Origin of the sequence: Lunatimonas salinarum (assembly GCF_017811155.1) — a bacterium.
Classification (GTDB): Bacteria; Bacteroidota; Bacteroidia; order Cytophagales; family Cyclobacteriaceae; genus Lunatimonas; species Lunatimonas salinarum.
This window is the reverse complement of record NZ_JACVCV010000006.1, coordinates 134,120-147,613: the sequence shown is the minus strand read 5'-3', so window position 1 is coordinate 147,613 and position 13,494 is coordinate 134,120. Positions and strand designations below refer to the sequence as shown.

Genomic DNA, 13,494 nt, shown 5'->3' with positions numbered 1-13,494 from the left:
CCCAAACCTCTCCTCCTTATCGATGCAACCGTTATTTGTTGGGAAACTTTGTCCTAATACATCGAATTTGACAGCCCTAACGGAAATATGCTTTAGAATCCGGTACCTGCTGACCGCGCTAATCCTTCAGCGCAAACGCCAGATAATAATCTCCAGGATCAGTGCCTATCTTCCCCCCACCTGCGGCAATGACCACGTACTGCTTGCCATTCACGGCATATACCGCCGGGGTGGCATAGCCTGCCGCCGGTAATTTGTATTTCCACAGTTCCTCTCCAGTCACCTTGTCAAACACACGAAAATACTCGTCCTTAGATGCCCCAATAAACACCAGACCTCCCGCCGTCACCACCGGTCCGCCATAATTTTCTGTTCCAGTTTTGGGAATACCCCGCTCCGTGAGTTCCTTAAATTCTCCGAGAGGCACCTGCCAGCTAATTTCTCCCTTGTTTAAATCAATCGCACTCAGAGTTCCCCAAGGGGGCTTAACGGCAGGATATCCATCCTGATCAAAAAACCGATGATACCCCGTATGCGTGTAAGGAACCGCTCCGAGATTTGACTCCATGCCCTCTTCGTGGGCATCCACTTCGGAGCCCTCCTGTCTGTTGATGTACGCCAAGACCGCTTCCCTTTCGGCCTCCTTGAGGTGCTGAAAGCCGGGCATTCTTCCCTTACCTTTGGTGATGATGTCCACCAGTTCCCCGGACGCCAATCGACCGCCCACACCGATCAACGAAGGGTAGTCACCGGTTGGGTCCCCTGCCATGGCGGGACCGTGGCACATTCCGCAATTGACCATATAAACCGACTTGCCCAAGCCGGCGCCCGCCTGATCGAACGTAGGAACCATGGTGTGAATCCAAGGCATCTCGTTTGCATTTACGTATAGCCAACCGGAAGTTGGGTCAAACGCAGCACCACCCCATTCGCCTCCCCCATCGAATCCCGGAAAGACAACCGTCCCCTCCGTACTGGGAGGCATGTACATGTGACCATAGCGTTTGCCTTTAAGCATCTCCCTCACATAGTCCCCAGATTCTGGAGAGATATCCGTCACTTCCTCATCCGTAAACACCTGCCGGGCAAAAGGCGGAGGCAGCACAGGCAGTGGCTGGGATGCAGCGGCCACCTCGCCCATTAGATCCGACAACGGAACATCCATCTCCTCGATAGGGAAGAGGGGGTCTCCCGTCTCCCGATTAAAAACAAACACTCTTCCGGTTTTGGTGATCTGCGCCACGGCATCGACGGTCTTGCCGCTGTGAACCACCCGAACCAAATTGGGAGGTGCGGGAAGATCCCTGTCCCACATGTCATGCCGAACGGTCTGATAATGCCAAATCCGTTCCCCTGTGGCGGCATTGAGCGCAATCACCGAATTGGAAAACAAATTATCTCCAAGGCGATTCCCACCCCAAAAGTCAAAGGAAGCCGAGCCCGTGGGGACAAACACCATCCCCCGCTTTTCGTCCAAGCTGAATCCGGACCAGCTGTTGGCTCCTCCAGCACGTTGGTAAGAGTCTACAGGCCAGGTATCATACCCATACTCCCCGGGTCTTGGGATTGTATGAAATACCCAATCCAGCGCTCCAGTAAACGCGTTGAAAGCTCTCACGTATCCCGGAGCGGCATCGTTGTTTTCGGAAACCCTGGTTCCCACGATGATTTTGTCCTCAAAAATAATCCCGGGAGAGGTAGAAATGACGTACAGATCCTTGGCCCAATCACCGAGCCCCTCTTTCAGCGAAACCTTCCCAGAATCCCCAAAATCCCGCACCAACTGACCGGTCTGCGCATTCAGCGCAAACAGAAAGGATCCTGCGGAAAAGAAAACCCGGTCTCCCGATCCATCCCGAAAATACGTTAGCCCCCGGTTGACGGTTATAGGAACTTCAAAATCCTTCTTTGGGTCAAACTCCCACAGAAGCTTCCCCGTGCCTGCATCCAGCGCAACGGCTTTCATCGTAGGCGTACTGCCGAAGAGCACGCCATCCACAATGATGGGATTGCACTGAATCTGCGTATTTCTTCGTTCTGTCAAATCCCCGGAACGAAAGGTCCACGCCAGCTCTAAGCGATCAAGGTTTTTCCGGTTAATCTGATCCAAATGAGAGTATTGAGAACTGAATTTGTCTCCGAGACTAACCTCCCAATTTTCATGGGATCCGATGCCTTCCTCGGAGGAAGTGCCGCAGCCGGAAAAGAGCCAAGAGAATACCAGACAGGCAAAGCAGGTAGGGGAAATGATCTTCATAAACAGTAAGGTATGCAAATAGAGGTCTTTGGATTTTTGACAGCTTAATTTAAGAAAAAGTTGATTCCTTTTGACAAATCATCCACTTTTATGCGCTCGTCGTGAAAGAACCCGAAAAACAACAGCTCGGGCTGGTTCCCGCGGAGAACTGACCAAGCTGAAGACCACGAAACTTCTGACCGCTGAAAAACATGAAATCGAGCACGACGCAAGCGACACACAGAGGGACGACTGTAATTCGTGCGACCTGCCTGCCGGTAGGCAGGGATTCCATCTGACCGCTAAAGAACAAATTATAAACAGATGAAAAAATTCGTAATATGGCGTCATGCCAAATCCTCTTGGGACCATGCTTTCCGGAGCGACCACGAGCGGTCCTTAGCCAACAGAGGCCTTAGTGACACCCCCGAAATGGCCACTAGATTACTTAAAAAAGGGATCAAACCCGACCTAATGGTAAGCTCGGACGCCGTCCGAGCCTTGGACACGGCGAGGTTGGCAGCATCTATTTTCCAATACCCAAAAGAAAAAATCATGGCGTTAGCATCCATGTACCACGCCGGCACCAAGGGGCTCTTACATGCCATCCACCAGACGGAAAATAGGCATGAAATCGTGTTTTTCTTTGGACACAATCCCGGAATGACGGACTTGGTGAACCACTTCGGTGAAGAACTGGATAACCTGCCTACTTGCGGGCAATTCGGCTTTCAATCATCCGCGGGCGCTTGGAACGAAATATCACCGGAAAACACCCGCTTTTGGTTTTACGACTTTCCAAAATCAAAACTCCCGGACATCTAACAGCACCCCCGGAAATTCGTCCAAATGATCCAGCAGGTAATTGACCTTTGCAGCTGTTTCTGCAGGAGTACTTAACTGATTGGTATCCTTGAATGCCTTAAACTTTTCCAACTGACTGAATCTCTCCTGTGAGGCAGCCCGGATTTCACCCTGCATCGGCGTATCTATGATCCCAGGGGACAGCGCGATGTACCGGATACCATAGCCTTTTAAATCGGACTCCTCCTGGGCCACCAAGGTAAACTGGTTTAACGCTGCCTTGGAAGAACAGTAACTGGACCAGCCATCCACGGCCTTTCTTGCTGCTCCGGAACTCACGTTGATCACGACTTTTTCTGGGGTACTGTTTCCGTATTTTTCAATGAAAGCATTGGTCAAAATGGCCGGCGCCACCGTATTTACTAGGTGGACAGTTGCTATTCCCAGAGGAGACAAGTCTCCCATGGGACCAATTTCACCGATCCATCCGGCATTGTTGATCAACACGACGCGCTGATAACTACCGGATGGAAATACCCTATCCAAGTTCCCGATCAGGGTTTGGATATCACTGAGATCCAATTGAATTGGAAAGAAACGCTCTGTGGCTTTCTCCTCCGATCTGGAAATGCCCACTACCTTTGTGTCGGGACGCCGCAGCAACGATTCTACCAGCGCTCTCCCAAGTCCTTTGCTACTTCCTGTTACGATGTATAAGCTTGTTTGCATACCAATGCAGTTGTTATGTTGAATAGGAAATATCCCTTTCATTTTAGCGCCAACACTTGATCTTCCTTGTCAAGCGCCGAATTATGTTGCGCTTTTAGCAATCGTTTACTGATGCGATGAAAGCGCCAGATTAACATGATCGCCGTAGCAGTCAACCCCGTAAGCAGGCCTATCCAGATGCCGACCTCTTCCATACCAAATGGAAAGGCGAGGATATAGCCCAAAGGCAACCCGACTACCCAATAAGCGACTAGTGTTACCAAGGTCGGCACTTTCAAGTCAGACAGGCCTCTCAGGGCGCCCAAGCCCACCACTTGGACACCATCAGAAAGCTGAAATATCCCGGCAATCACCAACAGCACCGCCGCGGTTTGAACAACCCCCGGATCGTCAATGTAAATCAACGGAAGGTAATTGCGCAAACCCACAAACAAAACGGCAAAAAAGAACATAAATACCGCTACCATGCCAAAAATGGAGAAACCAACCTCCCTTAAAGCAAGAATATCCCTTCTACCCAATTGGTTACCGACTCGGACCATGGCCGCTGCGGCAAGTCCCGAGGCCATCATGTAGCTGACGGAGGCCAAATTGATCGCTATCTGATGTGCCGCCAGCGCATTCACCCCTAGCCAACCCATCATGATGGCGGCCGTGCTAAACGCTCCTACCTCAAACACAAATTGAAAGCCTGTGGGAACCCCGATTTTCAACATGCGGCTTACCATACCCCGGCTTATTTTCGCAAATCCATAAATCAGACTGTAGGCTCGGTATCGACCAGATTGTTGAACATAAATATAAATAACTACCGCCATCATCACCCGGGAAATCAGCGTAGCCCACCCGGCACCATTTAAACCCATGGCAGGAAAGCCGAGGTTACCGTATATCAATACCCAATTTAGAAAGACATTGACTGCATTGCAGGCAAGTGTGATCGTCATGGCCTGCCGTGTCTGAGACAGCCCTTCGATGAATTGCTTAAATGTTTGGAAAAACATCAGCGGCACCAAGGAAAAAGTAATGATCAGTAGATAGGGAATGGCTAATGCAACCACCTCTACCGGTTGACCCAGGTGATTAAGACCCGGTGACAGCCCTAAAACGAACAAAAATAACAGGATACCGGACACGATATTGATCCAGAATCCGTGTTGGAAAATCCGGGAGATTCTACGCTTCTTACCCTCTCCATCCGCTACCGCCACCAATGGCGTGATTGCCATGGATACCCCCGTCCCAAACATGAGGATCAAAAAGAATATGCTATTTGCCAGGGAGGCCGCTGCAAGTGTTTCCGCACCCAAGCGGCCCACCATAATATTATCTGCGACCCCCACAAGAACCTGTCCCAATTGGCTCAGCATAACTGGATAGGCAAGCTTTATGGTGACATCTAAGTGTTTTGTATAATTTTGTAATGCCATGTCAATGTAAAGGCCGTGCTTAAAGCCTGCCTTCCTCTATCAATATTTTTTCCGTCTTTAATATGCCCGCCATGCTGATGGCATCGGTAATTTGGCCCGACATCACCATCTGAACTGCCTCCACAAAGGGCAGCTTACGGATTTGCAAATCCTCCGTCTCGTCAAAGTCTGTCTCCCCCTCGGTAAGATCTTCCGCGATAAATACAAAACCCACCTCATCAGTAACCGAATTAGACGTGTGTATCCTCAAAATATTCCGCCATCTCTTGGCCGAGAGCCCGGTTTCTTCCTTTAGTTCCCGCATCGCCCCGGCCTCCAAGGTGTCGGAAATTGGACTTCCGCCCATAGGAATCTCCCAGGAATAGTCGTCAAGGGTATACCGGTACTGACCGATTAGCCAAGTATGCAATTCCTTGTCCAAGGGAATGATCCCTATGGCAATGTTTTTGAAATGAACTTGACCGTAAATGCCGGAACCTCCCTTGGGATTGATCACCTGATGTTCCTCTACCGTAATCCAAGGATTGGTGTAGATTTCCGTTTTCGAGAGGGTAGTCCATGGATTCTTCATGAGTTAGTAGTTTACGTAGGCAGCTTCGCCTGACTGCACGAATGAATAATGACAAAAACTGCTTTTTAAGCAGTAAAAAAGGTGACCATTTGGCCACCTCTGTATGAATGCTTCAACTTTGTCGTTGTTGATTATGCGGGAATGGGCAGCACCTTGCTGTCTTTGAAAGTAGACAGGATCACCATGGACTGCATTGAATCCACCTCTTTGATTTCACTGACTTTTTCCAGCATTAGTTTCTGGTAGGAGGTGATGTCTTTAGAGATGATTTTAAGAATAAAGTCGCCGGTACCGGTGATGTGATGACATTCGATCACTTCCGGAATCTGGTCTATTTCCTTCATAAAAGCCTCGATGTTTGACTTGTTGTGACCCACCAGACCTACGAGAACAAAGGTGCTAACACCTAGTCCGATTTTCTCAGGGTCCAACTTGGCATGATAGCTTTTGATAATGCCACTTTGTTCCAACTTCTTCACCCTCTCCAAGGTAGGCGCGGGGGATAGACCGATATCCTTTGACAATTGGGCATTCGTGATTTTTGCATTGGCTTGCAAGATCTCCAGGATTTTCCGATCTATCTTGTCAAATTTTACTTTTACGTAATTATCCATGTTTTAAAGAATTTACCGAATTATATGCGGTGCAAAATTAATCTATTTTAAATTTATTTTAAAGGTATTTACGAAAAAAACGTCGGCACGGACGAAATATTGTTACAAATTTCGCTATTTAATCAAAAAAAACAGCTCCAAGCCCCAATATTTATATACAAAAGTCAAATTTCCTGCTGAATTAAAGAATCAACTCAGCGAAAACCCAACCTATAACTTATTCTTTTTAATAAAATCCCTGGCTTCTTTGTGGGCGGGATGCTTCCTCTTGGCTAAACTCTTGACCTGATCAAAGTATCCTCTGGCTTTTTTTTTGTCATTTTCGGCTACTGCGATCTTTCCAAGCTGTATCAACGCATACAAATGATAGCCGCTTTCTTGGCTTTCCGACTCTTCCCCGAAAGAAATGGTCTTTAGATAATATGTTTTGGCGGCATTTACTTGACCAACTTTATCAAAATACTGTGCGGTAAAAAACGCTGCATACCGGCCACTGTTAGACTCATATCCCGTCCATCCTTCGTCTATCCTTCGCAGGATTTCCAATGAAACATCTTTGGCCTCTTCTCCCCGACCCACAGCATAAAGTTGCCGCGCAAAGAAGCGGTGAAAATACGGGTTGTTTGGATATTTTGAATGCAGGTAAGACGTAATACTCAGCGCTTTAAAGGGTTGTCTCTCCTCCGAAGCATACAACCGAAAAAGAAAATACTGCGCCTCTACCCGGGCATAAAAAGCATTTTCAGCTACGTCTTCCAACTGCCTGATTCCCAAATCTTTATCCCCCTTTGGAAACAACACCATCACCGGTCTTAATAGCGGATAGTTTTTCGGAATCCAAACCGAAAAATAATTAAACAGCGCATCACCTAATAATAATTCCGGATTCAACTCATCCTCTCCCTTACTTAACTCCAGATACTTGAGGGCGTTCTTGCCAGCAAATGTCGCCTTGGTCCAACTCTCGCGTTCACTATGCAATCGGCCTTGAAAACCATAAGCCCCCGCCAAAAAAAAAGCTGCTTCTTTATTCGTCGGATCTCTGTCGTACATGACTTTCGCCTTCTCGATGGCCAGGTCCATATACGCCAAAAATGACGCATCATGAACTTCATTTTCCGTGTCTACGGCTATCTTCCACCATTGACTTAGCCCCATTAAAAAATAGGGAAGTGGATGTTCCGGATAGGTGTAACGCAAAACCGAAAACCCGCGTTCCGCCGTTTCGAAATCGAAATTATACATGCTGTTCACGGCATCTGTAATCCGAAACTGCAACGAACGGTCCAACAACAGGTACTCGGCACTGCCACCGATATTGGTAAAGACACTATCACGTTGCATTTGACCCACAGCGACGAGCATGAAGCCAATCGCTAGGGCAAAGGTCATTACCGCCCTACCCATGATTCGGCTTACCGACAACTGATCTATTTTTTTGGCGTCCTTGGCCGTCACACACATACCTCCGCTTTTTGGTCTGATCAAATGCTGTAACAAAATTAAAATCCAATAAATTTCACAAGCGGAAACTTTTTAAATGAGAAGAAGGGTTCATCTTCCATTTATCTGGATTGGAATAAAGAAAAAACAAGCCTATCTACCCCGATCCCCTTGCAGGAACCTGAGCAAATAGACTTGATTGGCAATTATATTAAAAAATTAACAGCTTACCTTTTATTTCTTTATCGATTCTCTAATGCGAGGAGATTGATCTACATTGACCATTGTTTCCTTCCATGCGTCGTAAGCCAAAGAATCAGGAATTTCTACATCGTCAAACGTAATCAACTGTCCCGGTTCTACTGTTCGCTTGAGGTAGGCCTCACTCATCAGGCCAATGGGGACATGGTTAGGTTGCTCCGCGATGCTGATCGCCTCGCCTCTTACATCCATGCTTCCAATGCCTTTGGATATGACCGATCCGCCTTCCAACCGACGTTTAGCAATTGTACCAACTGACGCATGCGGCACGCTGCCATTGTCCAATAGGATTTCATCACGATGGAGCAAATCCAAAATTGTACCAGGAATTTCGAAGAAACAGAGATGGGTGGGTTTATACAATAAATAATAAGGGCCATCACCCAGCTTGTATGTCTTCAACTCAGGGGCCAAGTCCTCCTGATGGGTAGCTGTGATAAATACGCCGGGAGGCGATTCACGGGAGATGATATAATCACTGATTACTTTTCCGGCATTCACTGCTTCCTGGGCCAAGGCAAAAGCACCCTCTTGAAAATCATGGGTTTCGTACCCAATCATTCCTCGCTTTAAGATGTCCACTCCCAGTCCGTTCGCTACCAATGCCTGCTCTATCTGCAACTTCGTACCGTCGGTAAAAGAGGTAACAGAGCTTAAACTATACCCTTGTTTCTGCGCCCAAAACAACATGTCCTCCAAAGAGGGATTTTGATTTAGGAACCCCTTAATATTTCCATAGACGAGCGGCTTAAAGCCCATTTGCACCACTTCTTTGTTCAACGCAGCTAAGACTCCCGGTTGATCCCCATTCGCCTCGGTAATCACCCCTCTCTTGGAAAGCCAAGACCCAGTCAATACCTGCGTATCTGCATCCATCGTTACTACGGGCACACCATAAGTAAATGCATGCTCTATCACTCTCGTCGAATATATGGGGTCTCCAGTACTTACTACCAGCACATCAGATAGCTCCAGAATCCTATCGATGTCATTGGTCAAGTATTCTTGGTTTACACCCAAATCCTCGATAGCACCCTTTCTCCTAGTAAGAATCTTGGAGATAACCATGTCCTTACGCCTTGCGATCAACTTCGCCAACCCTCTGCTGATACCTCCTGTACCAACGATCCCCACTCTGATTAATTTCCCGAAATTGTTTTTCATAGCTGTTGTGTTTTTTAAAAATTTGTTCGTAAAATCACCGATGTAAAGGTAAAGAAAATATTTTTTCAAACACCAAATTTCTGTGTTTAAAATGCAAAAAAAATAATTTAAAAATATTTCATGTTAAAACTTTAGTTTGCCAATAAATCAGAATGTCAACCAAATATTTTTAAATGGATATTTGTTACAGAATAATATCCCGATTTTTATTAATTATATTTACTATAATTTTTTTTCTATCCGTTAATTATTTTAAACGAGTGTTTCGGCCCTAATGTGAAAAGATGGGGATTAGGCACAAAACATTCGATCAAAAACCTGCAACCCTCCTGCCCTCCCGACGTGTACGCTTTAAAATAGGTTAAAAAAACCGTTATTCCTGAATATTTTTTTATTTTCGCTTTTCCGTATTAAAGCAGATTCACATGTATTCATACTCCAAGGTAAACAACCTTACTGGCTGGGCCGTATTTTTTATTGCTACATTGACTTATGTGTTAACGGTGGAGGAGACCGCCAGCTTTTGGGATCCCGGTGAATTCATCGCTGTTTCGTATAAGTTACAGGTCCCTCACCCTCCGGGTGCCCCGTTCTTCCTTTTGATATACCGCATGTTTGGATTTTTGGCATTGGGAGATGGGCTTCAAGTGGCCTATTGGATGAATATCGCAAGTGCCTTATTTTCCAGCTTTACCATTTTATTTCTTTTCTGGACCATTACCTTGTTGGGAAGAAAGGTAATTCAGGTGAAGAAAGGGGAAGAAACAATGGGACAAACCGCCATGCTGATGGGGGCGGGGATTATAGGGTCTCTTGCCTACACCTTTTCAGACAGCTTTTGGTTTTCTGCAGTAGAAGCGGAGGTTTATGCCATGTCATCGTTTTTCACCGCCATCGTAATTTGGGCGTTTTTAAAATGGGATGTCATAGAGGATCCTCAGAAAGAAAACCAATACATGGTATTTATTGCCTATTTGGTTGGTCTTTCCATCGGGGTTCACCTGCTCAACTTGGTTACCCTTCCGGCGCTTGCGTTGGTCGTATATTTCAAAAAATACCCCACGCCTACCTTATTGGGTGGAGTTGCTGCCTTTGTTTTGGGTGGCGTAGCATTGGTTATTATCAATAACATCATCATACCAGGATTGCCAAGCGTAGCAGGTTCTCTTGAGATTTCTTTCGTCAATAGCCTCGGATTACCCTTTGGTTCAGGCATTATTTTCTTTGTCATTGTTTTCGTAGGTGCACTGATCGCCGCAATCATCTACTCCATCAATCACCAAAAGGTCATCCTAAACACCATCCTGCTCTGTCTTACTTTTATTCTCATCGGCTATGGTTCCTATGCATTGATCGTTATAAGAGCCAATGCCGACCCGGTCATTAACGAAAACGACCCGAGAGACGTACTTAGCTTTGTGAGCTACCTAAAAAGGGAACAATACGGCTACAGGCCGCTGATGCACGGTCAGTATTTCACAGCCGATGTGATTGATCAGAAAGAAGGGGCGCCTGTTTATGCAAAAGGGAAAGAAAAATACGAGATCGTTGACTATCAACTCGTCAGTGTATACGATCCCAGCAAGACCACCCTACTTCCCCGTATCTATTCCACGCAAGAACGGCACCGACAGATCTATCGGTCTAAACTGGGACTACGAGAGGGAGAAGAACCCACATTTGCGGACAACATATACTTTATGTTTACGCATCAGTTGGGGCACATGTATTGGAGGTATTTTATGTGGAATTTTTCCGGCCGGGAAAGCGACCTCAGCGATGCCCCGTACCTCAGCATTTGGAATACCCTGACTACCGATTTCCCTGACTACATCAAAGAAAACAAGGGGCACAACAATTATTTCATGCTGCCGCTCATTTTAGGGCTTATCGGCCTGTTTTTTCAGGCAAAACGTGACAGTAAATCCTTTTGGGTCACCTTGATGCTCTTTTTGATGATGGGCGTAATCTTGGTACTGTACCTGAATTCCCCACCCGTGGAACCCAGAGAGAGAGATTACATCTATGTGGGTTCCTTTTACGCATTTGCCATTTGGATCGGATTCGGCGTGTTGGCTTTGGCGAGTCAACTTAGAAAGGTAAACAAAAATGCGGTAACCGCTGCATTTATCGCTACAATGGTCTGCCTGCCCGTTCCCATAATCATGGCAGCCCAAAACTGGAATGACCATGACCGGAGCGACCGCTTCTTTTCGGTTGATTCGGCGAGAAACTTTCTGGCTTCCTGCGAACCGAACGCTATCCTATTCACCGGAGGAGATAACGACACATTCCCATTGTGGTATGTGCAGGAAGTCGAAGGGTTCCGAACAGACGTCCGTGTGATTGTGCTCAGCTATTTCGATACCGACTGGTATGTGCGCCAGATGGAACGTCCGGTTAACAACTCCCCCGCCCTGGATTTTACCCTTGAGTTTGACAACTATAAAAAGGGCACCAACGATGTGCTTTATGTGGTAGATAGAAACTTGGAATCCATTCCTTTGAAGGATTACCTCCGGCTACTGAAAAGCAACAGCGAACTCTTAAAGCTCGCCTCAAATTACTCTGGAAGTCTTTACACCGTACCGTCCAGAAACCTTACCCTGAATATTGACACCGAGGCCATCACGGCGGAGGGATTGGTTCCTCCCCAGTTTGAAGACCTAATCATCCCTCAGATGAACATCGGTGTAAGAGGAAATTACATTACCAAAGGCAGTTTGATGCTACTGGATCTCATTGCTACCAATGACTGGAAACGCCCGATCTACTTCAACAACACCTCCCTTGCAACCATCGGCTTCGATCTAAGTAGTCATGTGGTCATGGAGGGGCTAACTTACCGCCTGCTGCCCGTACAGAAACCGGATAACCAAGAAGAACTGGTAAACACCGACCTGGCCTATCACAATGCAATGACGGAGTTTTCCTACCGAAATATGAATAAGCCCGAGAACTACTACGACGACGAATATAGGCGCTTTACTTCCAATCATCGAAGTGTACTGAACAGCATTACCATTGCGCTTATAGATGAGGAAGATACCGTGAGGGCTGCCGAAATCATGGATCTTAGTCTTGAAAAATTTCCACATGAGGCCATCCCATATGACTTGGCAAGTGGCCAATCTGTACCTTTGTTATTTGAATTGGGCAAAGACGAACAAGCGTTGGATATTATCGAAAAGATGTCCGACAAAGCCATTCAAATGCTTGATTTTTACGATCGTACCAGTCGGGCAATGGATAGAGAGGCCAGTATCTCCGTGGAAATGTTACGCTATTTCATCCCGGTGCTTAGAGAAAGAGGCTATACGGAACTGTCTACCCGTATCCAAAATGAGTTTGAAAGACTTCTCGGCCCAACGGGAAGCATACCAAGCCTGAACCGCAGGTAATCATCACCTGTCCTGTCAAGGATCAAGGCTGTCTTACCCTCCGGGGAAAGATAGCCTTTTTTATTTGGTCAAGATATAAAACAGATCCAACGCCTGATCGGGACTATCAAGCAGCAGGTAATCTTCGTGTCTGATGTCTGTGACTCGGTCTCCTTGCTGTTGACGCAACCTATTGCGATTCAACCTATTCAGAATTTCGTAGGGAAGTTTGAGTATGCTAGCCGGAAGTCTATGCTGGAGGTTAAGCACATCCCACCGCATAATTTTGTTTACCGCAATCCTATTTGCCTCATGGTAGGCCATGACCTTGGCATTGCCACCGATTCCTTTGGCCTCAACCCCGGTAAAAATTGCACTGCAGAGATCCACTAATTCCGCGGGGGTATATTCCCTTATATGCCAAGGGTTTCGGGAAAGACTGAAATGGATATTAGGGGTGGAGATTATCGCCTTGCCTCCCGGTTTTAATACCCGGTAAATCTCTTCCAAAAACAATCTATCTTCCCGGATATGTTCGATCACCTGAAAGCTGACAATGCAATCAAAGGCATTGGATTCCAAAGACTTAAAGGGAGGAATCACCGATTGTTCAAAAGCATATGACGGAAACTTCGATCTCAATCGAACAATCACCTCGCCTATTTTGTCTAATCCCAAGTACGAATCCGCCTTCGGTGCCAACACTTCCACCCCCCGACCTTCACCACAGCCTATTTCCAACAGCTTGCCCTGAACCCATGGCAAAGCAGCAATATAGGCCTTTAGGAGGCGTTGATGAATAGGGTTATCACTTACCAACTTATCGGAGGCGATTTCCGTTGTATAGGTAGCCATTTAAAAT

The 13,494-nt window shown here is 46.7% G+C and carries 10 protein-coding genes; 2 read left to right on the top strand and 8 right to left on the bottom strand.

Annotated elements, in window-relative coordinates:
- Window positions 1-118: 118 nt before the first annotated feature.
- Complete coding sequence (locus IAQ59_RS09075) at window positions 119-2,257, bottom strand: outer membrane protein assembly factor BamB family protein (protein ID WP_209330481.1); 2,139 nt, start codon at window positions 2,255-2,257, stop codon at window positions 119-121.
- Window positions 2,258-2,560: 303 nt separating this feature from the next.
- Between IAQ59_RS09075 and IAQ59_RS09070 the strand changes: the two genes are divergently transcribed.
- Entirely contained in the window at window positions 2,561-3,061 is a 501-nt protein-coding gene (locus IAQ59_RS09070; protein WP_209330480.1) for a SixA phosphatase family protein, read from the top strand.
- On the opposite strand, the gene IAQ59_RS09065 is transcribed toward IAQ59_RS09070, so the two are convergent.
- From IAQ59_RS09065 to IAQ59_RS09040, 6 genes are all read right to left on the bottom strand, one after another.
- Entirely contained in the window at window positions 3,041-3,769 is a 729-nt protein-coding gene (locus IAQ59_RS09065; protein WP_209330479.1) for an SDR family NAD(P)-dependent oxidoreductase, read from the bottom strand. The two genes, IAQ59_RS09070 and IAQ59_RS09065, sit on opposite strands and share 21 nt — an antisense overlap.
- A 38-nt stretch (window positions 3,770-3,807) precedes the next feature.
- Window positions 3,808-5,199, bottom strand: a complete 1,392-nt coding sequence (locus IAQ59_RS09060) for an MATE family efflux transporter (RefSeq protein WP_209330478.1) — start codon at window positions 5,197-5,199, stop codon at window positions 3,808-3,810.
- Window positions 5,200-5,218: 19 nt separating this feature from the next.
- Window positions 5,219-5,770: an NUDIX domain-containing protein gene (locus tag IAQ59_RS09055; RefSeq protein ID WP_209330477.1), complete on the bottom strand. Its 552-nt coding sequence runs from the start codon at window positions 5,768-5,770 to the stop codon at window positions 5,219-5,221.
- Between the two features lie 131 nt (window positions 5,771-5,901).
- A complete protein-coding gene (locus tag IAQ59_RS09050; protein WP_209330476.1) occupies window positions 5,902-6,384 on the bottom strand; it encodes an Lrp/AsnC family transcriptional regulator in 483 nt (160 codons plus the stop codon).
- Window positions 6,385-6,594: 210 nt separating this feature from the next.
- Complete coding sequence (locus IAQ59_RS09045; RefSeq protein WP_245189528.1) at window positions 6,595-7,728, bottom strand: tetratricopeptide repeat protein; 1,134 nt, start codon at window positions 7,726-7,728, stop codon at window positions 6,595-6,597.
- Window positions 7,729-8,061: 333 nt separating this feature from the next.
- The gene (locus IAQ59_RS09040; protein ID WP_209330475.1) at window positions 8,062-9,252 is read right to left on the bottom strand and encodes an NAD(P)-dependent oxidoreductase; all 1,191 of its coding nucleotides are present in this window, start codon (window positions 9,250-9,252) and stop codon (window positions 8,062-8,064) included.
- 425 nt (window positions 9,253-9,677) lie between these two features.
- Here IAQ59_RS09040 and IAQ59_RS09035 point away from each other — a divergent pair, with 425 nt between their 5' ends.
- Window positions 9,678-12,653, top strand: a complete 2,976-nt coding sequence (locus tag IAQ59_RS09035) for a glycosyltransferase family 117 protein (RefSeq protein ID WP_209330474.1) — start codon at window positions 9,678-9,680, stop codon at window positions 12,651-12,653.
- 60 nt (window positions 12,654-12,713) lie between these two features.
- Here IAQ59_RS09035 and IAQ59_RS09030 read toward each other — a convergent pair whose 3' ends face one another.
- Window positions 12,714-13,487 carry a class I SAM-dependent methyltransferase gene (locus IAQ59_RS09030; RefSeq protein WP_209330473.1) on the bottom strand — a complete coding sequence of 258 codons (774 nt, stop codon included), beginning with the start codon at window positions 13,485-13,487 and terminating at the stop codon, window positions 12,714-12,716.
- Window positions 13,488-13,494 lie beyond the last annotated feature (7 nt).